Below are 24654 nucleotides of genomic sequence, written 5' to 3' on the forward strand. Positions count from 1 at the left end.
TGACGCTCACAACGGCAAGGAGCCAGTTATGACCCATGTCGACATCCCTTTCCTTCGTTACCTCGATGCGGAAGGGTGCCCGGTCGCCACCTTACCGACCTGGCTGGACAAGGCGATACTGCACACTTTCTACCGCAATATGGTGATGGTGCGCAGCTATGACAAAAAAGCGATTGCGCTGCAACGAACCGGCAAACTCGGTACTTTTCCCTCCCATCTCGGCGCAGAAGCCGTGGGGATTGGCATTGGTCTCGCCATGCAGCCGCAGGATGTCTATGTCCCCTACTATCGGGACATGCCCACCCTCTATGTTCGGGGCGTGCCGATGGAGAAAAACCTGCAATATTGGGGCGGTGACGAGCGGGGCAGTTATTTTCTCAAGCCCGATGGGACTCCCTCTGAAGATCTCCCCATCTGCGTCCCCATCGCCACCCAGATCACTCACGCCTGCGGTATTGCCTCTGCCTTCAAACTGCGTAATCAACCGCGGGTTGCCGTGGTCACTATCGGCGACGGAGGCACCTCCAAGGGGGATTTTCTGGAGGGGCTCAACTGCGCCGGGGTCTGGCACCTGCCGATGGTCATCATCGTCAACAACAACCAGTGGGCTATCTCGGTGCCGCGCAAGCTGCAATCGAGCGCTCCTACGCTGGCCCAGAAGGGTATTGGCGCCGGGGTGCGCAGCCTGCAGGTGGATGGCAACGATGTGGTGGCGGTCTACGATGCCGCCCGCAGTGCCGTTGAACGGGCCCGCAGCGGCAAGGGGCCGACTCTGATCGAGGCGGTCAGTTATCGCCTCGGCGATCACACCACGGCCGACGATGCCACTCGCTATCGCGATGGGGGCGAGGTCGAGGCCGCCTGGGCCAAGGAGCCGGTCAAGCGGCTGCGCCAGTTTATGCACAGCCAGGGCTGGTGGGATGAAGAGCAGGAGCAGAGCCTGCTGGCGGAGGCTACCCGAGAGGTAGAGCAGGCGGTCGCCCGCTATGAGGCGATGGCGCCCCAGCCGCCGGAGGCGATGCTCGATTATCACTACGCCAGCCTGCCCGCCGAACTCGTGCCCCAGCGCGAGCGAGTGATTGCCAAGGGGATGAAGCAGGAGGTTGGCCATGAGTGAGATCAGTTTGCTGGAAGCGGTCAACATGGCTCTTCACTACGAGATGGAGCACGACCCGGATGTGGTGGTACTGGGCGAGGATGTGGGGGTCAACGGCGGGGTGTTTCGCGCCACCGTAGGGCTGCGCGACAAGTTCGGTTTCAAGCGGGTGATCGACACGCCGCTGGCCGAGGGATTGATCGCCGGGGTGGCGGTCGGCATGGCGACCCAGGGGCTCAAGCCGGTGGCTGAGTTCCAGTTTCAGGGCTTTATCTTCCCCGGGATGGAGCAGATCATCTGTCAGGCGGCGCGGATGCGAAACCGCACCCGTGGCCGCCTCTCCTGTCCCCTCGTCTATCGCTCCCCGTATGGCGCGGGCATTCATTCGCCTGAACATCACAGCGAGAGTGTCGAGGCGCTGTTTGCCCATATCCCTGGGCTACGGGTAGTGATCCCCTCCAGCCCGAGACGCGCCTATGGCCTGCTGCTCTCGGCCATCCGCGATCCGGATCCCGTGATGTTTTTCGAACCGGACCGCATTTATCGCTCGATGAAATCCGAGGTGGTGGATGACGGTGTCGGCTTGCCGCTGGATGTCTGCTTCACCCTGCGCCCGGGCCGGGATATCACGGTAGTGGCCTGGGGGGCCTGCATTCAGGAGGTGATGCGGGCGGCTAACCTGCTGGCCGAGCAGGATATCCAGTGCGAGGTGCTGGATCTGGCCACCATCAAGCCGCTGGATATGGAGACCATCCTCACCTCGGTACGCAAGACCGGCCGATTGCTGGTGGTACACGAGGCGTGTGGCAGCTTCGGGGTCGGGGCCGAAATTGTGGCGCGGGTGACCGAGCAGGCACTTCCCAGTCTCAAGGCGCCGCCCAAGCGGCTGACCGGCGTGGATGCCGCCGTTCCCTACTATCGCAACGAAGCGTATTACCTCATCACCGAGCAGGATATCGCCGATGCGGCTCATCAGCTGATGGAGAACCAGTGGCTATGAAATTTTTCAAATTACCGGATCTGGGTGAAGGGTTGGCCGAAGCCGAGATCGTCGAATGGAAGGTGAGTGCCGGTGATACCGTTGCGGTCGATCAGGTGCTCTTGTCGGTGGAAACGGCCAAGGCGCTGGTGGATGTACCCTCTCCGGTGGCCGGGGTGATCGTCCGTCTCTGCGGCGCCGAGGGGGATATCCTCCATATCGGTGCGCCGCTGGTGGAGTTCGAGGGGGGGGAGGATGATGGCACCGTGGTGGGAAAGGTGAGCGCCCATCAGCAGCATATCGAGGATCACTTCGTGGTGGGGGCCATTGCCCCGGGTGGTGCGCTGGTGCAAGCCATGCCTGCCGTGCGACTGCTGGCACAAAAACTGGGTCTGGATATCGACCGGATCAAGGGAAGTGGCAGCGGCGGCATGGTGACCGAGCTGGATGTGCAGCAGGCATTCGAGGCCCAGCAGAGCACTGGCAACGAATTCCTCAAAGGGTCGCGCAGGGCCATGGCCAAGGCGATGGAGCTCTCTCATCAGACTGTGGTGCCGGTCAGCATCACCGACGAGGTGGATTTGCGTCACTGGCGGCCTGATGAGGATGTGACGGTGCGCCTTATCAAGGCCATTGGCGTAGCGTGCCGCGCCGAGCCCTCAATGAATGCCTGGTTTGATGGCGACACCCTGTCACGGCGGCTGTTCAAAGAGGTCAATGTGGCTATCGCGGTGGATTCAAAGCATGGCCTCTATGTGCCGGTGATGGAGAACGTGGCCGAGCGGGAGGGGGCAGATATCCGGCAGGGGCTGGATCGGATGATCGCCGATGTGAAGGCACGCGCCGTGCCGCGCGAGATGTTGCAGGGGGCGACCATTACGCTCACCAATTTCGGCGCCATCGCAGGCCGCTATGCCAGCCCCATTGTCACGCCGCCGCAGGTAGCCATCATAGGGGCAGGCAAACTGTTCGAAAAAGTGGTGTTCATCCATGGTGAAGCGCGTCCCGTCAGGGCATTGCCGCTGTCGATGACATTTGACCACAGAGCCTGTACTGGCGGGGAGGCTGCTCGTTTTCTCAGAGCACTGGTCGAAGCGTTGGAAGCGGCCACCTTATAACGGTTTGTGCCCTGCCGTTGGCAGGGCACAAATTTGTTTGCGTAATCTACAAAGCCACGTATAATCCAAACCAGCTTGAAAGGGCGATAGTTATGTCAATGAATACGATGTTTCACATCTTGTCCTGTTGTTCATAAGTTAATCCCGTTTTTTGAGCTTTACCCGCTGAAAAGCATAAGTAATTATTTTGAATACAGGTTTAAAAGATATGTCTAACATGATCACCGGTACCGTTAAGTTTTTCAACGAAACCAAAGGTTTTGGCTTCATCCAGCAAGAAAACGGCCCGGACGTTTTCGTTCACTTCAGCGCCATTCAAGGTAACGGTTTCCGTACCCTGGCTGAAGGTCAGCGCGTACAGTTCTCTGTGACCCAAGGTCAGAAAGGCCCGCAGGCTGAGAACGTAACCGCTCTGTAATTCTTACAGAATTTAAGAAAGCCGTGGTACCTCTGGTGCCACGGCTTTTTGTTTATCTGGCTTCTGCTACTGACTCCCATGTGCTGAATCATGCTGCTATCGCTCCTGCTTGCTGCCACCTTGACGCTGACGTCCGATGCGCCGGTACCGGTGCAATCCGCGATGGAAGCGCAGGTGATCTGCCAGCAGTTTGTCCAGGTCCGAATAGGTGCTGCGCTGCAACCCGATGAGGTAAATGCGCGACTGGTACCTGAGAGGGAGGGGGAGTGGCTGGTGGATGGCAAAGTAAAAGGACCCGAAGGTCCTTTGCTGTTTGCCTGTCATCTTCACCAAGGGGAGCGCTGGGAGCTACTCAACTTTTCACTCTGGGCACCACAGCCGGTCAAAGCGGTTTGAGTGCGACCAACAGATGTTGCAGGTGTTCAACCATGGTCATGCCAAACGGGGTGAGATAGCCGCCATCTTCTGCGCTGATGAGCCCCTGTTGATGCAGACGGGCTGCCGCTTGGCACAACTCTTCAGACATATCGCTGCGTAATTTAATCCCCAGGCTCATGTTGGCCGGATCAAAGCATGCCAGTATTTTCAAATCGTTCACGAATTCGTTAGAAACCTGGTCGATCCCAATCATGGATTTACTCCTTACGCTAAAGATGTATGCAAACTAGCATCCCCGGATCCACTTTAGTGGGCGCTGGCTCAAATTATTGATCTTTGGCTGGATGCTGCGTTTCAAATGCTGTTTTTTTCGGCGTAATCAGATGGTTGGCTGACAGCTTCGCCAAGGGCCGAGCCGGACCAAACGTGGTAGGATAGGGCACTTCTTTATATCGGACGGTCTATTGGTGGCTGTTCGCCCTGTTCAAGGTATCGCTCATGGTCAAGATCACTCTGGTATCCCTGCTGCATTCACTTTGTACCCGCTTTCCGGTTTACCCCGCTGCTTCGTTGACGTCCCTGTTGAATGCCCATCAGGGCGAGGTGTGGTTACCTGCACGCAAGGGGGCCGACATTGCGCTGTTACGCAAGCATGCCAAGGGGGCTCATGAGCTGGCGTCACTCGATGCGGGCTGGTGTGATTTTGCCGCCAGCGACAGCGGTGATACACCCGAGCTGGATGCACTGGCCAACTACGACAGCGAGATGATGGATAACCTGCTGATGTACTGGCACACCGCCGCCAAGATCAACAGCCCGATCACCGATAACCTGTTCGAGCTGCGTCGCGAAGTGGTGGATGAAGCCCACGGGGTGAAACTCGCTGCCGCCTGGGAGCAGCAACAACAGCTGCGTTTTGAGCAGCTGATGGCGATGGCGGCCAATGGCCGGGATCTGCTCTGCTTTGTCGAGGTGGAGTCCGCCTACTGGCTGCGGCAAAAGCTGAGCGAGCAGCCTGATGTGGAGCTGATCACCCCTGCGTTGTAAAAGGGGCAATATGATAGCTGGCGGTCTCGTTATCGAGGAGGCTGCTCTATCCTTATTTGCGTCATTGTCCTCCCCATCCGGTGCCAAGGGGCTGCAAGCTGGACAAGCTGACGACAAGATGTGAACATGGCGCCCTTTATCGAGAGAGAGACTTGGCCAATGAGCTATGAACTGAGCGACACCGAGCGCAATGCCGCGCTGCAACTGAACGCCGATTACCGTTACGATCACTTCATCAGCAAGCTGGTCGAGCATGAAGAGCTGTTCGTCCTGACTGACGAGCATGGCGTCATGATGCTGACCACCGACGATGAAGATTGCATCCCGGTATGGCCGCACCCGGAGTACGCCAAGGCGTGGGCCGAAGGTGAGTGGGCCGATTGCAAGCCGCAGTCCATCACCCTCAAGGTGTGGCTGGAGCGCTGGGTTGACGGTATGGAGCAGGATGAGCTGTGTGTTGCCGTGTTCCCGACCCCGGATCAGGAAGGCATCGTACTGGAGCCGGCTGACGTGGCTGACGCCATTGCCGAGAAGCAGGCCAAACGCGGCTGATCACCGCTCGATTCGCAACACCGGTTGCCAACAAAGACCCCGCTCTCTGGCGGGGTCTTTGTTTTAGGTCTGTTTGCCAAACGAGTTGTGGCTATCAGGGCTGGCGATAGGTGGTATCAATGATGGGCGCGGCCGGGAAGGTCTTGCCGCTCTTGATAGCTGCCCTGGTCTCGGATTTTAGCTCTTCATCGATCCATAGCAGACCGCCATAGCTGTAACCGCTGTTGTCGCCACCGAGGGGCCAGTAGAGCTGCTCGCTCTTGGGCGTTGCAGGTACTTTTGGCAGTTTGATCCAGCGCCAGGCGCCTTCCCGGGTGTAGGGCACCTGATAGGCGGGGACGAAGCTGGCCAGCTCATAGAGCCGCTGCTGGATCTGCCGTGACAGGGCCGCCTTTTTGGCAAAGTCGAATTCCTTGTCATACTGCTCCACCAGCGCCGTGATGGCCTCGTCATCGATGTTCATGATGTTGTTGGTCTGGGGCTTGTTGGCGTTGACCTTGTGGAAGAACTCCCAATAGGCGGGATAGCGGCTGCTCGCCCAGGCCATCCAGGCGCTCTGATGCTTTTTCTCCAGCATCGATTTGAAACCGGCCGAGGCATCCATCAGGTTGAGCTCCAGATTAAGCCCCGCCTTCTTGGCCTCTTCACGCAACAGCGTGAGCCGCTGGGCGTGCTCCGCCGTGGTGTAGGTGATAGCGAGGGTAAGTGACTGCCCCTTGTCGTTTTGCAAAATTCCCTGCGGTCCCACTTTTTTGAAACCGGCTTTGGCAAAGTATTCCCGTGCCAGTTTGGGGTCGAACGGACGGGCCTTGATCTCGCTGTTGGTCAACTCACCCTGACCTGAGCCATAACTGTTGAGTCGCTGGTAATCCCCCCGCAGCAGGGTGGCGAGCATTTTGTCGAAATTGAGGGCATGCTGGATGCCGAGGCGAACATCGAGATTGCGCAGCAGCGGATCGGCGGTGTTGAGATAGAGCCCCATCGGCGGTTGCGGGGTCTGGTTGTAGAACCAGCGCCGCTCGATGTAACCCTGCTCGAACTCGGCGGTGTTGGTCTTGTCGTGCCACCAGTTGGGGATCACCAGCGGGAAGCTGTCGAGATCGCCGCGCAGGAAGTGCTGCCAGGCGATGTTCAGATCCCTGAGCACCTTGATCTCGATCCGCGCAGGATTGAAGCGATGCTGGAAGTAGCGCTCGTCATCCCCCCACCAGTTTTCAACCCGTTTGAAGGTGACCGATTTACCCTTTTTCACCTGATCGATCTGATAGGGGCCGGTGACCGGCAACACCTTCCAGTTGTACTCCTTGACCCAGTTGGCGGTGAGCTTGATGGCGTGGCTCGGCTCCGGGCTGATGGGCAGTGATTCGAGTAGATCCTGGCGGCTCTTTTCGGTGCCGCTGGTGATGGCCAGGGTGTGATCATCAAACTTGGTGATATCGGTTATCTGGGTGCTGTAGTAGTTGTTGTACCAGGGGTCGTTGATCTCCTTGCTGCGCATCATCTTGAGGGTAAAGAGCCAGTCATCGGCGGTGACCGGCTGGCCGTCTGACCAGCGCGCCTTGGGATTGATGCGAAAATAGAGGGTCTTGTTGTCGGCGCCGAAAGCCCACTCGTTTGCCAGCATCGGTATGGGGTTGCCGGTAACGGGATGAGTGCTCAGCAGTGGCAGGTTGGTTTCCCGCACGTAACCGGCAAAGCCGCCGTTGGAGTCGGGGCCATATTTGCGCAGGGTCAGGGGGAAGCTGGTCATAAAGGTGCGAAAGGTGCCGCCGCGTTTGGCGGCCGGATCGGCATAGAGAGGATCCTGGTTGTTGCTCTCCCACTTCAAGTCGGCAGGCAGCGTGGCACTCCAGCCAAACGGGCTCCAGCACAGGGTCAGGGTGATAGCGGTGGCGCGAATGATAGGGGAGAGTCGGCGCTCCCCGGCGGTGATGGTCGATGGCATGTCCTTGCTCTCCTGAAGTCTGCTTCCTGCAGATCACGCACTGGTGATGTCAGTCCCGATGGGGACTGGCTCATCATGGAAATTTTATCCTGTCAGGTCAATGAAATAGCGTAAATGGGCAGGCGCTCATCATGTCGCTCTCTGTGGTTTGAGCCAGCGCAATCGGCTACCCAGCAGATGGACCACAAAGCCGAGCAGCACCAGAGCTGAGCCCAGCCACTGCAAGGCGGTCGGATGTTCATCTAGCAGCAGGGCGGCCGCCACCATGCCGACACAGGGGATCAGCAGGGAGAGCGGCGCCACCTGCGCCACTGGATAGCGCATCAGCAGTCGTCCCCACAGGCCGTAACCCAGCCAGGTCGCGACATACGAGAGATAGAGCACGCACAGCAATCCCTGCCAGCTGAAGTTGAGCAGGCTGCTGGCCATCAGCTCCGGCCCTTCGAACTGCCAGGATAGAGCGAAAAACGGTACTATCGGTACCAGACCGCCCCAGGCGATCAGGCTCGGCAGCGTGGTCTGGTAGCGTAGACCAATCTGGCGATTGATGACGTTGCCAAGGCCCCAACAGGCTGCGGCGCACAGCGTCAGGATAAACCCGAGCAAGGTCAGGTTGCCTTCACCGTGGGTGGCAATGAGATAGAGGCCGAAACCCGCCAAGGGCAACGCCACCCAGTGGTGGGGTTGCCAGCGTTCCCCGAGCCAGATCATTGCAAAAAGCAGGGTGAACACCACCTGGGATTGCAGCACCAGCGAGGCCATACCTGCGGGCATGCCGAATTTCATGGCACTGAACAAAAATGCGAATTGACCGAGACTGATGGCGCCACCATAGGCCAGCAGCCAGCGCCAGGGCATGGCGGGTTTGGGCACCAGCAAGATGGCGGGGAAGACCACGCCGATAAAGCGCAGCGCACCCAGCAGCAGGGGGGGAATCCCCTCCAGTCCCCACTTGATGGCGACGAAGTTGAGCCCCCAGCAGAGGATGACCAGAGCGGCCAGACACTTGTCCTTGGTTTGCATGGTTGAAATCCTTGTCATCAGCAGTGCGGCGAGTGGGTGGGTTTACACAGCTCGGCGCGATCGGCAAGGGGGGGAGCATACCCTTGTGCAGGTGGTGAGTGTCAAGAAGAAAGACCCGTTTGGATTTTTCTGGTGGCAGGTCCTGATGGCAAGATCTGGGCAGATCAGGCCGCAACGCAGTGCAGGGTGATCCCCTTGGCCGCGATGGCTGCCCGCATGGGGGCGGGCAGGGCATCGTCGGTAACCAGCACGTTGATCTGGCCCGGCGCGCCAAGCTGGCTCGGGTGGATGGCGCCAAATTTGCTGCTGTCGGTGATCACCACATTGGTCATCCCCTTGGCCAGCACGCTGTTGACCACATCGGCCCGCATCATGTCGCGGCCGGTAAAACCCATCTCGGGATGAAAACCGTCGACCCCGATAAAGGCCTTGGAGAAGTGCACCTGCTCGATGCAGAGGCGAGTGAGCGGCCCCACCACGCTCTCGCTCTGATGCTGGAACAGCCCGCCGAGCAGCACCACCTGAGCCGGGGTGTCTTTGAGCAGATGAGCGATATAGCTGCTGATGGTGATGATGGTGACCCGCTTGTGCAGGGCCAGATGGCGGGCCAGCAGGGCGTTGGCGCTGCCCCCCTCGATAAAGACCGTCTCGCCATCTTCCACCAGCTGGGCGGCCCGCTCGGCGAGGCGCTCCTTGAGCAGGTAATTGATGTTCATCCGGGCATCCGGGTCATCGGTCTCCAGCGCCATGGCCGAGCCGTGTACCCGTCTGAGCAGTCCCTGTTTCTCCAGCGCGGTGAGGTCGTTGCGCACCGTCACCTCAGACACGCCTGTGTGTCGGGAGAGTTCACTCACGCTCATCTTGCGAGCCTGATGGACCAGAGTGAGGATCAATTGGTGGCGTGGATTCATGGTGCGCTCACATGCAAGGTGGTGGATAGCGGCAAGCCACCCGAGGGTGGCTTGCCAATCATATGACGTCACAGGCGCCATGGGGGGCGCCCCGTCAGAGACTGTGCTCGGTGCGGGCGATGATATCATCTTGCGCATCTGGGGATAAGGCGGTGAAGAAGGCCGAATAGCCCGCCACCCGTACCACCAGATCCCGGTACTGATCCGGATTGGCTTTGGCCGCCAGCAAGGTCTCCCGCGAGACAATGTTGTACTGCACGTGCCACCCCTTGTGCACCTCGAAGAAGGTGCGCAGCAGGCTCATCAGCTTGGCCTTGTCCCGCTCGTTCTCAAGGCTCTCCGGACTCAACTTCTGGTTGAGCAACACCCCGCCGAGGATGGCCGCCGTGGGCAGCTTGCCGATGGAGTTGAGCACCGCCGTCGGGCCGAGACGATCCGACCCCGAGGAGGGGCTGGCCCCTTCTGCCAGCGGCGTGCGGGCGTGGCGCCCATCCGGGGTGGCCATGGTGGCGGCACCGAAGGGCACGTTGGCGGAGATGGAGGAGGTGCCGGCATAGTAGGTGCCGCCGATGGGGCCGCGGCCGAAGCGGGTGTTGTGCAACCCCTTGAGCTCGTCGATGTAACTCTGGTAAGCCTGCACCAGCAGCAGGTCAACCTCGTCCAGATCGTTGCCATATTTGGGGGCGGCGTTGGTGAAGCGCTGACGCAGCTGCTCCCCTGCCAGCCCGGCATAATCTTGTTCGAGTGCTTCGGCCAGCTCTTGCTGATCCACAATCCCCTGCTCGAACACCAGTTTCTTCAGGGCTGCCAGGCTGTTACCGAGGTTGGCGATCCCCACCTGCAGACCGGAGACCCAGTCATAGACGGCGCCCCCCTCCTTGATGGTTTTGCCGCGCTCGATGCAGTCATCCACCAGGGTGCTGCAGAGGATGTCATGGGCTTGAGCCTCCAGCACGCTGTCGACCACGCAGTCGATCTCGATGGATTTGCGGGTGAAGTAGCGCACTTGCTCATCCCAGCGGGCCATCACCTCGTCAAAGTTGCCAAAGCTCCCGTCTCGCAGCGACTGGGGCTGGGGCAGGAATACCTTGCCGGTGGTGGCATCGCGGCCGCCATCAAGGGAGGCCAGCAGGATGCGGGCGAAGTTGATAAAGCTCATGCCGGTGCAGCGGTAGCCCCACTTGCCGGGCACGGCGGTCTCGATGCAGCCGATGGCGGCGTAGTGGTGGGCATCCTCGACGCTCACCCCGAGCTTGATGAACTCGGGGATCACCACCTCGTCGTTGTTGAAGGCGGGCATGCCAAAGCCGCAGCGGATCACCTGAATGCAGGCGTCGAGGAAGTCCTCGCTCATCCCGGCGTGGTAGCGCACCGAGAGGTTGGGCTGGGTGGATCGCAGCTGGCCGCAGGACTCCAGAATCGTGTAGGAGAGGCCGTTGACCGCGTCATGGGCACTGCCATCCCGCCAGTTCTGGCCGCCGATGGTGACGTTCTGATAGAGCGGGCTGCCGGCGGAGGCTTTGGAGTGGGTGCCGGAGCGGATCTTGTTCACCTCCAGCAACTTGAGCCAGCAGCCTTGCAGCAGTTCGATGGCGCGCGTTCGAGGCAGGGATTCCGACAATTCCACCTCGCGGCGATACCAGGGGTAGAGGTACTGATCCATCCGGCCAAACGACACCGAGTGACCGTTGGATTCGATCTGCAGGATGAGCTGGATAAAGTAGCAGAGCTGCAGCGCCTGCCAGAAGGTCACGGGGGGCTGGTGGGCGATATGGGCGCAGTTGAGCGCTATGGTCTCAAGCTCGTTTCGGCGCTCGGGGCGAGATTCTTGTGCAGCCATATCATGGGCAAGTGCGGTGTAGCGCGAGATGTGAGCGCTGACCGCATCCAGAGTGATGGCGACGGCGTGCAGGAACTGCTCGCGCTGCAGATCGGCCCAATCCGCCAGATCCAGCCGACTGCGGCGCTCGGCCACCTTGGCCTTGAAGCCATCGAGACCCAGCGTGAGCAGCTCCTCATAGTTGACCGCGAGGTGGGCATCCCCCGAGGTCATGTTGCCCTCGGCCTTGATGATGCCGCTCTCCAGCAGTGCTTTCTGCTCATCGGTAAAGAGGCCGAAGCAGCGATCCTGCACCGTCTGGCCACGCCAGAAGGGGGTGAGGGCGTGGATGGCCAGCTTGTCTGCCTCGCTCACCGCAAAGCCGGCGCCGGGACGGTCTGCCAGCTCGTCGATCTCCTTCTCAATCCAGCTCACCGTGTACTCAGGAAACAGTGGCGCCGCCCGTACCTGACTGGCCTGATTGCCGACGATCAGCTCGTCGTGCTTGATCCAGATGGTGCGCTCCTTGAGGTGATGGGCCAGCGCCAGGGCGCGGCGCACCGGCAGCGGCCGGGCGAGGTGAGCCTGATAGGCCTCGGTGTAGTGGCGGGCACGCTCGGTGCAGACCGGTGGCTGAACGATGTGGATCAGGCTCTCTTTGTGGGCGCGGATCCGCGGGCTGAGGGTATTGAGGTCGAGCTGGGTCATGATCTTATCCTCTGGTCACAGGGGTCAGCCCCTGGCGTTGGGCGTATGCGTGGGCAAAGTGGAGTAAATCGGTGTCGTCGAGCGGTGTCTCCGGCGCCTGATAGGGCAGATCCAGCAGGGCATATTTGCCCACGCCTAAGGTGTGGTAGGGGAGGAAGTGGATCTCCTGCACGGTGCCGAGACTGGCGGCGGTGTCGGTGATGGCGCTGATCGATGCGCGGTCGGCATTGAAGCCGGGAATGAGCGGCACCCGGATCTGCATCGGCACGCCGTATTCGGCCAAGCGTTTGAGGTTCGCGATGGGCAGCTCCACCTTGCCGCGGGTCCAGTGGAAGAAGCGTTCTTTATCGACGTGTTTGAGATCTGCCAGCACCAGATCCAGTGAGGGGAGGCTTGGCTCAATCTGGTGCCATGGCACATGCAGGCAGCTCTCGACTGCGGTGTGCAGCCCTTCGGCCTTGCAGCGGGCGAGCAGGGACGCGGCAAAGTCGGGCTGCATGAAGGGCTCGCCGCCGGAGAGGGTGACGCCACCGCCGCTGCGCTCGAAGAAGGGACGATCCCGCAAGAGGGTGTCCATCAGGGTGTCCAGCGTTTCATCGCGGCCGCACACCTGCAGCGCTTCGCTGGGGCAGAGGCCACGCAGCCGTTCCATATCGTCGGCCTTGAGGGCTGAGCGGCTGAGCTGGATGCCCTCGCTGTCACGCAAGATTGCCGGACAAGCCTGGCTGCAGAGCTGGCATCCCTCGATGCACTGGCGCCGGTCGAGTAGTATGTCCGGCTTGGGAGAGCGGCTTTCCGGGTTTTGACACCAGCGACAGGCCAGCGAGCACCCCTTGAGAAACACCAGGGTGCGAATGCCGGGGCCATCGTGAGTTGAATATCGTTGCAGGTCGAAAATCATACCGCCTCCTTTTGTATTTGCATTCTATTTGCTTTCATTCGAAAGTTGATTTGATTTCGATCAAGTATTTCGAAGATGTTTTATCGCTAGAATGGCGACATATTGAACATCCCGTTAAGGAGTTAGAGATGGAGCTGTATCTCGATACCGCCGATGTGGTGGCAGTGCGTCGCTGGTCACGGATCCTGCCGTTGGCCGGTGTCACCACCAATCCTTCCATTACCGCCGCCGGGGGATTGCCGCTCTGTGAGCTGCTGCCCGCCCTGCGCGACGTGTTGGGCCCCAAGGCGCGCCTGTTTGCCCAGGTGATGGCCAAAACCGAAACCGAGATGGTGCGCGAGGCATTCGCCCTGCGTGAACTGGACCCGGATCTGGTGATTAAGATCCCGGTGTGCGCAGAGGGGCTGGCTGCCATCAAGAGCCTGACCGCCAACGGTGTGCCGACGTTGGGCACCGCTGTCTATACCCCGCTGCAGGGTTGGCTGGCGGCGGTGGCGGGGGCGGAATATGTCGCGCCCTACGTTAACCGGCTGGATGCCCAAGGTGGAGATGGCATTGCCACCGTGCAGGAGCTGCAACAGCTGCTTGCGCTGCACGCACCGAACAGCAAGGTGCTGGCGGCGTCATTCCGTACCCCGCGCCAGGCGCTCGACTGCCTGCTGGCTGGTTGCCAATCGATCACCTTGCCGCTCGATGTGGCGGAGCAGTTGCTGAACGTGCCAGCGGTGGATGCTGCGCTAGCGAAGTTTGATCAGGATTGGCAGCGCGCCTTCGGTCGCTGATCCCGGTGACAAGCTGATTGCCGTAATTGAGAGGGGGAGGGTGAAGACGCGCGGGTGATGGGGATTGACCGACTAGACTGGAAAGAGGTGGCCACGTTCGCGGGCCGCCCTGCAGTCTACCGGAGGTATCCCATGAGCGACCATCTGCTACTCCCCCATGGTGAAGATTTGCGTCGTGCGGTGCTTTGGCTCAGCGAGCATCACCAGCACGATCTCGCCGCCATTGAAGAGGCCAGCCTGCGTTTTGATCTCTCGCCGCTGGATGAGGAGTTTCTGATCCGGCACTGGCTCGACAGCCAGCGCCAATCATGAAGATCCGAGGTGAGAGATTTAGAAGAAGTTGGCGAGGTTGATGCCAAACTCTTTGGGGTCGACCGTGTTTTCGATGCTCTCCTGCACCCCTGACTTGGCCAGATCCAGCCACTGTACGTCGAGGTAGTGACGCTGGGTGGCGTGATAGATCACCTTGACCACCGGCTTGAGCGGCTGCTGCTCGTTGCGCTGCATCACGATAGCCAAGCGCTGGTTTGAGAGCTGTACCAGAGTGCCCACCGGATAGACCCCCATGCACTTGATGAACTTGGTAACCAGTTCGGCATCAAAGTGCTGATTGATCCCCTTGAGCAGAATGCGGAAGGCCTGGGTCGGCTGCATACCTGCTTTGTAGACCCGATCTGCGGTGATGGCATCATAGACATCGACGATGCCGCTCATCCGGGTATAGAGGGAGAGCTGCTCCCCCTTGAGTCGCTGCGGATAGCCGGAGCCATCGAGCCGCTCGTGGTGGTTGGCGGCCACCTCCAGCATGGTGGGGGTAATGCCAGGGGTATTGCTGAGGATCTCGTAACTGTGCACCACATGCTGACGCATGATGGCGAACTCCTCATCGGTCAGCTTGCCCGGTTTGTGGAGCACCTCATCCGGAGTCATGATCTTGCCCACATCGTGCAGCAGGCCACCCAGGGTCAGCTCCTTGAGCACGCTGCGCTCCAGTCCCAGATAGCGGCCGAAGTTGGCCAGCAGAATGGCCACGTTCATGGAGTGCTCCATCAGGTAGGCATCCTTGGCGCGAATACGGGCCAGACAGAGCATGGCATCACCGTGGGTGAACATGGTGTCCACCATCTCTTCGGCGACTTCGGCCAGCGGGGTGATGTCGATGGGTTCACCCGCTTTGAGGTGACGAATGAACTTGCCTTGCAGCTCGCGCGCTTCCTGATAGAGGCGGCGGATTTTAAGCTCCCGTCCTTCTCCGTTGGCACTGGCCCGGCGCCCTACCTGGGCGCTGTTGGCATTGAGATCGGGGGAGGTAACGGCGTCACTCTCGGCACTGCCCAGCTTGCTGCGGGCCAGGTCGATGCGTACCGTGAGCACCCCCTGACGCACCAGATTGGCAATTTGCGCCACGCTGGTCACCAAGCCCATCTGGGCGATCTCCATCCCACCTGTCTGGCTGGCGATAGCAATGACATACATGCCGGGTTTCAGCTGGTTGACGGGAATGACGGGATAGGATGCTTGAGACTTCATGAGGGCTTCCTGACTCTTATTATTATGAGTATCGTTCGGATGGGTCACACCGGAGAAGTGTAACATCGGATGACCAGTTCGTCATAATTGGCAACCCCTTAACAGTGGCGTTGTCGCCCCCGCCCGATATAATGACGCCCCTTTACTTGTTGGACTCCGAGGTTGTGAATGCGGCTTGATAAATTTCTGTGCGATTGTTCCGATTTGACCCGCTCGCTGGCAGGCAAACTGATCCGTCAGGGTGAGGTCATGGTGGATGGCATTGTGGTCAAGCAGCCCGCCTTTCATATCAATGAGCAGAGCCAGATCGAGTTTGACGGCGTGCTGCTGACGCTGGAGCAGCGCAACCGCTATTTCATGCTGCACAAGCCGGAAGGTTACGTCTGCTCCAACGAGGATCCGGATCACCCGACCGTCTTCTTCCTGATGGATGAACCGGCGATGGGCAAGCTGCATGTAGTGGGGCGCCTCGACCTCGATACCACGGGTCTGGTGCTGGTGACAGATGACGGTCAATGGTCCCACCGTATCACCTCGCCGCGCCACGAGTGTGCCAAGACCTATCACGTCTGGCTGGCCGATCCGGTGAGCCCGGATGCAATCGCGCTGTTCGCCGAAGGGGTCTACCTGCGTAACGAGACCGATAAAACCCGTCCTGCCCAGCTGGAAATTCTCGGTGAGTGCGAGGCCCGTCTGACCATCCACGAAGGCAAGTACCATCAGGTCAAGCGGATGTTTGCCTCCATCGGCAACAAGGTCGTTGGCTTGCATCGCGAGCGGGTGGGCGGTCTGACGCTGGATGAAGAGTTGGCTCCTGGTGAATACCGCGAGCTGACCGTTGAGGAGATTGCCCTGTTCTGATCTGGGATGGTGCCGGGTGTCAGTGAGTGCTGAAACCCAGTACTAGCGCGGTACCCAGGGTGGCAATCAGTGCCCCCGCCCAGGCGGCAATGGATGGCCGCTCCCCCGAGTGCCACCACAACAGCGGCAGCAGCAGTACCGGCGTGGTGGAGGAGAGAATGGCCACCATGCCCACCTCGCCCTGCCGCAACGCCATCAGGATCAGTGTCATCCCCAGCCCCATCGCCAGAAAACCGTTGGTGGCAATCATGGTGAGGATATGACGATTGACCGGTTTGAGCGGCATGGCCAGCGGCAAGCGCCCCAGCCGCAGGACGCAGTGGGCCAGCAGGGCACTGACCATCCGGATACCCGATGCACTCACCGCATCCACCTCACCACTCATCATCACCGGCTTGGCGATGATGGCTCCCACGCTTTGACAAAGTGCCGCCGTCAGGCCAAGGCCAATTCCCAGCGCCAGATTGCCACGGATCTGCTCCCACTCGTTGCTGCTACTGCGTCTGCCAAACAGGATTGCCAGCATCACGCCAGCAAAGACCAGCACGCCCCCCAGCAGTCGCCAGCCCGTCAGCTGTTCATTAAAGAGCCAGAGCCCAAGCTGGGCGGAAAACAGCGCATGGCAGGAGAAGAGCAGGGCACTGCGTCTTGGCCCCAGCCGATTCATGCAGGCAAACAGCGCGGTATCGCCCACGAAGATGCCGACCAGCCCCGAGATGGCGAGCAGGGGCAGGGCGCTTGCGGTGAGGGTTTGCCAGCCACCGGTGAGCAGACTCATGGTGCCGAGCATCAGGCTGACCAGAAACATGCGCCAGCGGCTGTAGGCAAATGCGCCGAGATGACGGGCCGGTTTGACCGAAATTAGCGCTGCAATTGCCCATAAACTGGCCGACGCGAGGGCCAGCCACTCATAACCCATAAAAACTCCTGAAAAAATTAACCCGAAAGACTCCATCTCCCGGGCAAGCCCGATACAATACGGGGCGTTTTCGGGGATAACAAGAGCGGCATCAGGCATTCATCAGGCGCGCCGTCGGCCTTCCCCTCCTGCAGTGGTTTTATTCGAGGTTTTGTCATGAGGTATGGTTTCTTCCCCAAGCTGGCGCAACGCTGGCTCTCCCCGCTATTGCTTGCCGTGCTGGCTGGGCCCCTGGCCCATGCCACCACAGTTGAGCAGCAGCCTCTGCTTGCCGATCGGCAAACCCTGGTCAAGGGCAACGGTGCCGAGCCGGAGTCACTGGATCCGGCGCTGATGCGCTCCGGTTTTCCGGGGGAGGCCGTGCTGGTCGATCTGTTTGAAGGGCTGGTCAGCGAAGATGGTCAGGGGCATATAGTCCCCGCTCAGGCACAGCGCTGGGAGGTGAGTGAAGATGGGCTGGAGTGGCGATTCTTCCTACGCCCCCAACTGAAGTGGTCCAATGGTGAGCCGCTGGTGGCCGCTGATTTTGTCTATGCCTGGCGCCGTCTGCTCGATCCGGCCATCAACTCCCCTTCTGCCGGATTGCTGCTGGCGACGGGGATCAACAATGCGCAATCCATCTATGCCGGCGCGCTGGAGCTCGGCAATCTGGGCATTGAAGCGCAAAGCGATCAGATTTTGAAAATCACCCTAGAGCGGCCGGCTCCCTATTTCCTGCAGCTCATCAGTCAGCGCCCCTTTGTGCCGGTCAATCAGAAGGCGATAGCTAAATTTGGCAAGCAGTGGACCGAGCCCGGCAAGCTGGTGAGCAATGGTGCTTATCGGTTGGCAAGCTGGACGCCTAATGAGCGGATAGAAGCCGAGCGCAATATCCACTACTGGGATGACCTTCACACCCGTATCGGACGGGTCACCTACCTGCCGATCACCTCGCAACATGCCGAAAGGCTGCGTTATGAGGCTGGTGAAATCCAGCTCACCAACAAGGTCTCCCTCGGCTATTACCAGAAGATGAAGCGCGAATCTCCGGAGCGGCTCTGGGGCTTGCCGCTGTTTGGCACCTATCTCTATGCGTTCAATCTGAAGCGCCCCGAACTGCAGGATGTGCGGGTGCGTCAGGCGCTCTCCATAGCGGTTGATCGACAGTTGCTCATTGAATCGGTGAGCGGGCAGGATGAACAGGCGGCATGGTCGCTGTTGCCGGAGATGCCGGGTTACCCCCGGGTGATATTGCCTGTGGCGCTTGAAGATATGCCAACCCGCCAGGCCAAAGCGGCAGCGTTGCTGTCAGCGGCCGGGTATAACAGTGCCAATCCACTCAAGCTGAGCATTACCTACAACAGCGCAGAAACCCACAAGCAGATGGCGATGGCCATTGCTGCCATGTGGCAGAAGCTGGGGGTGCAGGTCACCCTCAACAGTCTGGAGTGGGGCGCCTATCAGGTGGCCAAGGATAGCGGTGATTTCCAGGTGGCCAGAAGCTTCCTGTTTGGCGATTACGTGGAGCCGTCAGCCATGCTGGGCAGCTTCCGTTGTCAGGATCTGCGCAACGAGAGCGGCTACTGCAATCCCGACTTTGATCTGCTGCTGGAGCAGGCAGCCAATACGCTGGACAGCGCGAGCCGGGTTGAACTCTACCGGCATGCCGAACAGTTGCTGCTTGAGGAGGCGCCGATCCTCCCCGTGTATCATTACAATCAGATGAGACTGGTCGATCCCGCGCTGCGAGGGCTGCCCAGCCAGAATTTGAAAGGGACGATTGCCACCAAGGATCTCTATTTCAGCCCGCAGTGAGGAGCATTTCATGAAACTTGCCATCATTTCCGACATCCACGGCAGCATCATTGCGCTGGAGCGAGTACTGACCCAACTTGAGCCCTGGCAGCCGGATCACTATCTGCTGCTCGGCGATCTGCTCAACCATGGCCCGCGCAATCCTCTGCCGGAAGAATATAACCCGGCCGCCGTGGCTGATCGGCTCAACGAGCTGGCACCGCAGATCATCGCGGTGCGGGGCAATTGTGATTCCGAAGTGGATCAGATGCTGTTGCGCTTTCCCATTACCGCCCCCTACAACCAGCTGCTGGTCGATGAGCGGCGCTGGTTTGTCAGCCATGGTCATCTTTACCGTCCGGACGAGGTTCAGCTCCCGGCGGGCAGTCTGTTCCTGAGTGGTCACACCCATGTGCCGGTGCTGGAGTGGCAGGGGGATCGGGTATTGATGAACCCGGGATCGATCTGTTTCCCGCGCGGCGAGCTGCCTGCCAGTTACGGGTGCTATGAGGACGGGGTACTGCGCGTCAATGCGTGTGAGGACGGGCGAGAGCTGTTGCGACTGGAGCTTTAAAACGGACAGCAAAATGCAAGGCCTGATAAGAGATGTCAGGCCTTGATACCGTAGGAGCGGGTGCCAGAGCGAGTGTTGCCCTTGGCGTCATAGGTCAGGCTGTTGCGATCGCGCAGCTGACTCAGAAAGGTTGCCAGACGACGGTTTGAGACGATGCTCAATTCAAGCAAGCGACCGTTGATATCATTTTGTGCCTGGCAAGCATCCAGTTTTGAACGAAGCTGCGCCATCTCGTCGGGATAGGCTGCCAGCTGCAGTGCCAGTTCCGGCATCTCTGCGAGGGTCTTGTCCAGCGTTTCTATCGCAGCAAGCAACTGCTGTTTGCGCTCGGTCAGTGCGGGCAGGGCCAGTGCCTGATGCTGTTCGAGCAAGCTGAACTCCTCTTCCAGAATGCCTTGCATCTGGCTGAGGTAATCATCTTGGGTGTGCAGTAACGAAGGTAAGTCCATCATCCCAGAACTTTGTCCAGATTGGCCTCGAAACTGAACATCTTCTTGGCCACAGCGTCGCTGTTAACCTGATATTCGCCACTCGCGACGGCTTTTTTCAGCCGTTCGACCTTGCTCTCATTGCCGGTCGAGGCGGTATTGAGGTTTTGTTGCATCTTTTGCAATTGTTGCGCCTCACTGGTCAAGGAGACGGAGTCCAGCTTGACAGTAGCCGCTTTGTTTTCGGGCGATGAGGTGACTGACTTGCTGCCTGTCCCCTGGCTATTAGCGGTATTTTGCAACCGATTATTCGCCAAGTTGTTGATATTGTTGATGGCCATTTTAGTTACCTTCGTCTGCTTTAAGGTTTGCTTACCTGTTTATCGGTGTGGCAGATCAAAACTTTAGAAAAAAGTTGTCAAGGATCCGGATTTAAAAAGTGACCGATACGGCACCTACCGCACTGACTTTACCCTCAACGGTTTTGCCGGAGCGAATATTGACGAGTTTGATGATCTCTCCGAAGCTGCCATCTTGCAAGGCTCGGGCCATAGTTTTGATCTGGAAGTTGCTGTTTTCTGCCGTCAGGGTGACCTGATCCCCTTTGCACACTACACAAACCTGGCTCAAACGGATGGGTTGCCCCGGTTTTAGCTCCCGCTTGCTGCGTACTCCGACAAGAGGGGCCGTGTCAGCCAGGTAGTCGCCACGGATCAGGGTCTGATCTTGATAAGCCAGCACCAGCTGGCTTTCACTCAGCAGGTCCCCCTTGGCGATGGGGTTGGTCACAGTGACATAGGGCTTTTGAATACTGACCCGCACCGGGAGATAGACGTCCCAGGGCCTATCTTCCTCACATTTAAGGTAAACTGTTGTATTACGGCGAATTTCCATTTTTGCTGGTAAGCTGATAGTGAGCAGATCTTCGCAGCGGGTCAGTGGGAGTCGTTCATCCAGCGTGGCAGAGGTGACCTCGGCTCTGGCATCCAACGGAATATCCAGCTGGCTGTAAACGAACTCTTGTGCCTTTTCTTGCAGATAAGTAGTGACGTCCGAGGCGTAGCTGGAAGATATGCTGCCAAAAAAGAGGCTGATGAGTAAAAGTCGGTTAATCATTTTCGCTCGTTGGTCGATAAGTTGTTCACGCATATCACCATATTTAACTATGATTGCTTCAGAATCTGTTCGTTGTCACATCGATAGTCTGACGCAATCCATCACGCATGCATGATTAATGCCAAGCGTTTTTAGGGAGTGTTTATGGCCAGTATCCTGGACTCGGTCAACCAACGTACCCAGCTAGTGGGGCAAAACCGGCTGGAGTTGTTGTTGTTTCGTCTCAATGGACGTCAAAGATTTGGCATCAACGTATTCAAAGTGCGTGAAGTATTGCAGTGTCCCCCCTTGACCGTGATGCCCAAACTGAACTCCTGCATCCGCGGGGTTGCCCATATTCGTGGCCAGACTATCTCGGTCATCGACCTCAGCATGGCGGTTGGCAAACGCCCGATTGATGATCTGAGCAAATGCTTCATTATCATCTCCGAGTACAACCGCTCTATTCAGGGTTTTTTGGTGCATTCGGTCGAGCGCATCATCAATATGAACTGGGAATCTATCCTGCCTCCGCCCAAAGGTGCGGGTCGCATCAACTACATGACAGCAGTGACCGAAGTCGATGGCGAGTTGGTCGAAATCCTTGATGTTGAGCGGATATTGAACGAAATTTCGCCGGTTGCAACGGATGTGAGTGAGGAGTTGGTTCAGGCCAGCGTCGACCACCCGACTCTGGGGCGTCCTGTTCTTGTTGCGGATGACTCCTCAGTGGCACGCAAACAGGTACAACGTGCGCTTGAGGCTATCGGTGTCGAGTGCGTGTTGGCAAAAGATGGCCGCGAAGCATTGAACATGCTGCTGGAAATGACCAAAAATGGTCCTATCAAGGATCAGGTTGCGCTGGTTATTTCGGATATCGAAATGCCGGAAATGGATGGCTATACCTTCACTGCCGAGATCCGGAATAATCCCAATCTCAAGGATTTGCATGTTATTCTGCATACCTCGCTCAGTGGAGTATTCAACCAGGCAATGGTGCAGAAAGTTGGTGCGAACAATTTTATCGCCAAGTTCCAGCCTGATGAATTGGCCAAGGCCGTACAAAACGCACTCTAATAAAGAAGAACAGCTGCATGAAGACACTTTCGGACGACTTATACAAACAGTTCAGCAACTTTCTGGCGGTACAGAGCGGAATTGTGCTGGGGGATAACAAACAGTATCTGGTGAAGAGCCGTCTTTCACCTTTGATGGCTCAGTTTGGCATCGAGAGTCTGTCTGATCTGGTTACCCGTGCAATGAGTGTGCGAGAGCGTGACCTGAAAATGGCCGTGGTGGATGCCATGACGACCAACGAGACCCTCTGGTTTCGTGATACCTATCCGTTTCAGCTTCTTACCGACAAGATTTTCCCCGAGTTGGGGAAAAGTGGCCGCCCCATCAAGATCTGGTCGGCTGCATCCTCGTCAGGTCAGGAACCCTATTCCATTGCCATGACGGCACTGGAACAGCAGATGAAAAAGCCGGGTACCTTGCCTGGTGGCGTGCAGATTGTCGGGACGGATATTTCGACGACCATGCTCAATCAGTGTAAGGAAGGCGTTTACGATAGCCTTGCTCTGGCACGCGGTTTGTCACCGGAGCGCAAGAAGATGTTTTTTGAGCCTTACGGTGACAACAAGATGCGGGTTGCCGAGCGAGTCAGAAAATTGACCACCTTCCGGCCACTCAACTTGCTGGAGAGTTATAGTCTGCTCGGCAAGTTTGACATTATCTTTTGCCGTAACGTGCTCATCTATTTTGCGCCGGAAGTGAAGTCGAAGATCCTCAACCAGTTTGCAGCCAGTCTCAATCCCGGTGGATATCTGATGTTGGGAGCGTCGGAGTCACTGGCCGGGTTGACCGACCGGTTCGAGATGATCCGCTGCAATCCGGGGATTGTCTACAAGGTCAAATAGGCTTGATGGCCTTGATATTCGGGGTCTGCCGAATATTGCCAGTTCATGCAAAGAGGGAAGCTACGAGCTTCCCTCTTTCTTTATCTGCAGCTCAGTCTTTCTATTTACCTACCATATCTCGCCACTGCAAAAGTGGTTGAAGCCTTAAGGTGACCAAATGATGCCGTCTGACTCAATGCGCGAGATGCTCCTGCCGTTTTCGGTCTGAAATGTGCTCATACCCAAACCATCGATCTGAGAGATTTGCTTATGGCACACCTCTTGCAGACAAAATAAACCAAGCAGGAGGTGTGCTATGGCTCTTTCATTTGACAAGGCATTCGGTGTGCATCAACACACCATAAGCGTTCGCGCCAAGCGTGCTGAGGTGCTTTCCAGCAATATTGCCAACGCAGATACCCCGGGCTTCAAAGCTAGGGATATCAATTTTGCTCAGGCATTGCAGGAGGCCCAGTCGCATCAGGGTTTTGGTTTGGCAACGACCAGCGAAAAGCACTTTGCCTTGAATATGGACGCTCCGGGTACCGTGCAATATCGCAACCCGCTGCAACCGGATACCGGTGACGGCAATACGGTCGATGTGCAGCAGGAGCGCAGCGAATTTCTGCGCAATAGCCTCGAGTATCAAACCTCCCTTGAATTTATGAATAGCAAGATCAGTGGCCTGCTCAAGGCCCTGAAAGGAGAGCAGTGATGAGTTTGTTCAAGGTCTTTGACATAGCAGGCTCGGCTATGAGTGCACAGTCAGTGCGCCTCAACACGGTTGCCAGCAACATGGCCAACGCGGACAGCGTCAGCTCCAGTGTGGAAAATACTTACCACGCTAGGCGGCCAGTCTTTGCCGCCCAGCTCGATCAGGCGATGTCTGACAAGCAGGGCTCGGTCGGGGTGGAGGTGAAGGGGATTGTCGAGAGCAAGGCGCCACTGCTCAAGGAGTACAACCCCAACCACCCGATGGCGGACAAAGACGGTTTTATCTTCAAACCAAACGTCAACATGGTTGAAGAGATGGCCGACATGATCAACGCCTCGCGCAGCTACCAGACCAACGTACAGGTTGCAGATTCGGCCAAGAAGATGCTGCAGCAGACGCTCCAGCTTGGCAAGTCCTGATAGGAGGGATGCAGCATGGTCGATACAACCAATAATGTGAACGGCATCAGCCGTACCACGACCCAGACAACAGGCACCACTACAACGCCGAAGAAAGAGCTGGATCAAGCTTCTTTTCTGAAGCTGCTGACCATGCAGCTGTCGTATCAGGATCCTTTCAAGCCTGTTGATAACGCCCAGATGCTCTCCCAGATGACATCCATGTCGACCTCGGAGGGGATCAACAGCTTGTCCACCCAGATGGGCAATCTTAATACTCTGATGACATCTAGTCAGGCGCTGCAAGCCTCCGCACTGGTCGGACAAAATGTGCTGCTCCCTAGCAATATCGGTTATTTGGAGAAAGAGGGGTCCATCTCCGGGGTTGTAGCTGTCGGTGTCGAGAACAAGTATTCGAATGTGAAAATCACGGTGGAAGATGAAAAGGGCCAGGTGATCAAGGAGTTTCCTCTGGAAGGTGATTTGCGCGGCAATGTTGAATTTGCTTGGGATGGTAAAGACAAGAGTGGCAATCCGGCCAAGCCTGGAAAATACGTGATTAAAGCTAACGGCACCATGGATGGAAAGTCGGAGAGCATCTCGGCCCTGACCTATGGCAAGGTTGATAGTGTAGTCCTGGGGAACGGAACCAGCCCGACTCAACTTAATCTGAGAGGTCTAGGCACTACAACGCTTAACAGTATCCTGCAAATTTCAGGATCTAATCAGAACAAACCAACAACTCAGTCAACAACCACGTCGACAGCATCGATCTAAGGAGCTGGA

28 protein-coding genes are annotated in these 24654 nt (G+C 58.0%); 17 read left to right on the top strand and 11 right to left on the bottom strand.

Annotated features, from left to right (window positions below; genetic code table 11):
• Positions 1-28: 28 nt before the first annotated feature.
• The 5 genes from pdhA to A9G06_RS11085 all read left to right on the top strand — a co-directional run bounded on the left by pdhA (position 29) and on the right by A9G06_RS11085 (position 4007).
• Positions 29-1117 (top strand): pyruvate dehydrogenase (acetyl-transferring) E1 component subunit alpha, encoded by a 1089-nt coding sequence (gene pdhA, locus A9G06_RS11065; protein ID WP_069555259.1) that lies wholly within the window; start codon positions 29-31, stop codon positions 1115-1117.
• Positions 1110-2096 (top strand): alpha-ketoacid dehydrogenase subunit beta, encoded by a 987-nt coding sequence (locus A9G06_RS11070; RefSeq protein WP_021231077.1) that lies wholly within the window; start codon positions 1110-1112, stop codon positions 2094-2096. The genes pdhA and A9G06_RS11070 overlap by 8 nt, the downstream gene beginning before the upstream one ends.
• On the top strand, positions 2093-3193 hold the full coding sequence (locus tag A9G06_RS11075) for a dihydrolipoamide acetyltransferase family protein (RefSeq protein WP_069555260.1): 1101 nt from the start codon (positions 2093-2095) through the stop codon (positions 3191-3193). The genes A9G06_RS11070 and A9G06_RS11075 overlap by 4 nt, the downstream gene beginning before the upstream one ends.
• Positions 3194-3401: 208 nt before the next feature.
• A complete protein-coding gene (locus tag A9G06_RS11080; protein ID WP_005302803.1) occupies positions 3402-3611 on the top strand; it encodes a cold-shock protein in 210 nt (69 codons plus the stop codon).
• A 90-nt stretch (positions 3612-3701) separates the two neighbouring features.
• A complete protein-coding gene (locus tag A9G06_RS11085; protein WP_069555261.1) occupies positions 3702-4007 on the top strand; it encodes a hypothetical protein in 306 nt (101 codons plus the stop codon).
• Here the strand turns inward: A9G06_RS11085 and A9G06_RS11090 are convergent.
• Entirely contained in the window at positions 3994-4242 is a 249-nt protein-coding gene (locus A9G06_RS11090) for a TIGR02647 family protein (protein ID WP_005334209.1), read from the bottom strand. The two genes, A9G06_RS11085 and A9G06_RS11090, sit on opposite strands and share 14 nt — an antisense overlap.
• A 245-nt stretch (positions 4243-4487) precedes the next feature.
• On the opposite strand from A9G06_RS11090, the gene A9G06_RS11095 reads away from it, so the two are divergent.
• Both A9G06_RS11095 and A9G06_RS11100 read left to right on the top strand, forming a co-directional pair.
• Positions 4488-5036: a hypothetical protein gene (locus A9G06_RS11095; RefSeq protein ID WP_069555262.1), complete on the top strand. Its 549-nt coding sequence runs from the start codon at positions 4488-4490 to the stop codon at positions 5034-5036.
• Between the two features lie 159 nt (positions 5037-5195).
• Positions 5196-5588, top strand: a complete 393-nt coding sequence (locus A9G06_RS11100; protein WP_005334204.1) for a DUF2750 domain-containing protein — start codon at positions 5196-5198, stop codon at positions 5586-5588.
• Between the two features lie 94 nt (positions 5589-5682).
• Here the strand turns inward: A9G06_RS11100 and A9G06_RS11105 are convergent, their stop codons facing one another.
• The 5 genes from A9G06_RS11105 to A9G06_RS11130 form a co-directional block, all read right to left on the bottom strand.
• Positions 5683-7533 carry an extracellular solute-binding protein gene (locus A9G06_RS11105; RefSeq protein ID WP_069555263.1) on the bottom strand — a complete coding sequence of 617 codons (1851 nt, stop codon included), beginning with the start codon at positions 7531-7533 and terminating at the stop codon, positions 5683-5685.
• A 129-nt stretch (positions 7534-7662) separates the two neighbouring features.
• Entirely contained in the window at positions 7663-8556 is an 894-nt protein-coding gene (locus tag A9G06_RS11110; RefSeq protein WP_069555264.1) for an EamA family transporter, read from the bottom strand.
• Between the two features lie 164 nt (positions 8557-8720).
• Positions 8721-9467, bottom strand: coding sequence for a DNA-binding transcriptional regulator YciT (locus A9G06_RS11120; RefSeq protein ID WP_047437619.1), 747 nt, complete (start codon positions 9465-9467; stop codon positions 8721-8723).
• 94 nt (positions 9468-9561) lie between these two features.
• The gene (locus A9G06_RS11125) at positions 9562-11994 is read right to left on the bottom strand and encodes a formate C-acetyltransferase/glycerol dehydratase family glycyl radical enzyme (protein WP_069555266.1); all 2433 of its coding nucleotides are present in this window, start codon (positions 11992-11994) and stop codon (positions 9562-9564) included.
• A 4-nt stretch (positions 11995-11998) separates the two neighbouring features.
• Positions 11999-12895 (bottom strand): glycyl-radical enzyme activating protein, encoded by an 897-nt coding sequence (locus tag A9G06_RS11130; protein WP_069555267.1) that lies wholly within the window; start codon positions 12893-12895, stop codon positions 11999-12001.
• Positions 12896-13023: 128 nt separating this feature from the next.
• Between A9G06_RS11130 and fsa the strand changes: the two genes are divergently transcribed.
• Both fsa and A9G06_RS11140 read left to right on the top strand, forming a co-directional pair.
• Positions 13024-13677 (top strand): fructose-6-phosphate aldolase, encoded by a 654-nt coding sequence (gene fsa / locus A9G06_RS11135; RefSeq protein WP_069555268.1) that lies wholly within the window; start codon positions 13024-13026, stop codon positions 13675-13677.
• 132 nt (positions 13678-13809) lie between these two features.
• Complete coding sequence (locus A9G06_RS11140) at positions 13810-13989, top strand: hypothetical protein (protein WP_069555269.1); 180 nt, start codon at positions 13810-13812, stop codon at positions 13987-13989.
• 18 nt (positions 13990-14007) lie between these two features.
• Here A9G06_RS11140 and A9G06_RS11145 read toward each other — a convergent pair whose 3' ends face one another.
• Positions 14008-15207, bottom strand: coding sequence for an HD-GYP domain-containing protein (locus tag A9G06_RS11145; RefSeq protein ID WP_005350638.1), 1200 nt, complete (start codon positions 15205-15207; stop codon positions 14008-14010).
• A gap of 168 nt (positions 15208-15375) precedes the next feature.
• On the opposite strand from A9G06_RS11145, the gene rsuA reads away from it, so the two are divergent.
• A complete protein-coding gene (gene rsuA / locus A9G06_RS11150) occupies positions 15376-16068 on the top strand; it encodes a 16S rRNA pseudouridine(516) synthase RsuA (RefSeq protein WP_069555270.1) in 693 nt (230 codons plus the stop codon).
• Positions 16069-16087: 19 nt separating this feature from the next.
• On the opposite strand, the gene A9G06_RS11155 is transcribed toward rsuA, so the two are convergent.
• A complete protein-coding gene (locus A9G06_RS11155; protein WP_069555271.1) occupies positions 16088-16987 on the bottom strand; it encodes a DMT family transporter in 900 nt (299 codons plus the stop codon).
• A 156-nt stretch (positions 16988-17143) separates the two neighbouring features.
• Here A9G06_RS11155 and A9G06_RS11160 point away from each other — a divergent pair, with 156 nt between their 5' ends.
• Together A9G06_RS11160 and yfcE are read left to right on the top strand one after the other, a co-directional pair.
• Positions 17144-18781: a peptide ABC transporter substrate-binding protein gene (locus A9G06_RS11160; RefSeq protein WP_069555272.1), complete on the top strand. Its 1638-nt coding sequence runs from the start codon at positions 17144-17146 to the stop codon at positions 18779-18781.
• A 10-nt stretch (positions 18782-18791) separates the two neighbouring features.
• The gene (yfcE, locus tag A9G06_RS11165) at positions 18792-19334 is read left to right on the top strand and encodes a phosphodiesterase (protein WP_069555273.1); all 543 of its coding nucleotides are present in this window, start codon (positions 18792-18794) and stop codon (positions 19332-19334) included.
• Positions 19335-19369: 35 nt separating this feature from the next.
• Here yfcE and A9G06_RS11170 read toward each other — a convergent pair whose 3' ends face one another.
• The 3 genes from A9G06_RS11170 to flgA form a co-directional block, all read right to left on the bottom strand.
• On the bottom strand, positions 19370-19786 hold the full coding sequence (locus A9G06_RS11170; protein ID WP_069555274.1) for a flagella synthesis protein FlgN: 417 nt from the start codon (positions 19784-19786) through the stop codon (positions 19370-19372).
• Positions 19783-20103, bottom strand: a complete 321-nt coding sequence (flgM, locus tag A9G06_RS11175) for a flagellar biosynthesis anti-sigma factor FlgM (RefSeq protein ID WP_005334177.1) — start codon at positions 20101-20103, stop codon at positions 19783-19785. The genes A9G06_RS11170 and flgM overlap by 4 nt, the downstream gene beginning before the upstream one ends.
• A gap of 91 nt (positions 20104-20194) precedes the next feature.
• Positions 20195-20878 (bottom strand): flagellar basal body P-ring formation chaperone FlgA, encoded by a 684-nt coding sequence (flgA, locus tag A9G06_RS11180; RefSeq protein ID WP_083243774.1) that lies wholly within the window; start codon positions 20876-20878, stop codon positions 20195-20197.
• Between the two features lie 144 nt (positions 20879-21022).
• Here flgA and A9G06_RS11185 point away from each other — a divergent pair, with 144 nt between their 5' ends.
• From A9G06_RS11185 to A9G06_RS11205, 5 genes are all read left to right on the top strand, one after another.
• On the top strand, positions 21023-21934 hold the full coding sequence (locus tag A9G06_RS11185) for a chemotaxis protein CheV (protein WP_005334174.1): 912 nt from the start codon (positions 21023-21025) through the stop codon (positions 21932-21934).
• A 17-nt stretch (positions 21935-21951) separates the two neighbouring features.
• The gene (locus A9G06_RS11190) at positions 21952-22776 is read left to right on the top strand and encodes a protein-glutamate O-methyltransferase CheR (protein WP_005350656.1); all 825 of its coding nucleotides are present in this window, start codon (positions 21952-21954) and stop codon (positions 22774-22776) included.
• 295 nt (positions 22777-23071) lie between these two features.
• A complete protein-coding gene (gene flgB, locus A9G06_RS11195; RefSeq protein ID WP_005334169.1) occupies positions 23072-23470 on the top strand; it encodes a flagellar basal body rod protein FlgB in 399 nt (132 codons plus the stop codon).
• Positions 23470-23889, top strand: coding sequence for a flagellar basal body rod protein FlgC (flgC, locus tag A9G06_RS11200; protein WP_005350658.1), 420 nt, complete (start codon positions 23470-23472; stop codon positions 23887-23889). Before flgB ends, flgC begins: the two co-directional genes overlap by 1 nt.
• A 15-nt stretch (positions 23890-23904) precedes the next feature.
• Positions 23905-24645: a flagellar hook assembly protein FlgD gene (locus A9G06_RS11205; protein ID WP_069555275.1), complete on the top strand. Its 741-nt coding sequence runs from the start codon at positions 23905-23907 to the stop codon at positions 24643-24645.
• Positions 24646-24654 lie beyond the last annotated feature (9 nt).

This window comes from Aeromonas sp. DNP9, from assembly GCF_001728955.1.
In the GTDB taxonomy this organism is placed as follows: Bacteria; Pseudomonadota; Gammaproteobacteria; order Enterobacterales; family Aeromonadaceae; genus Aeromonas; species Aeromonas veronii.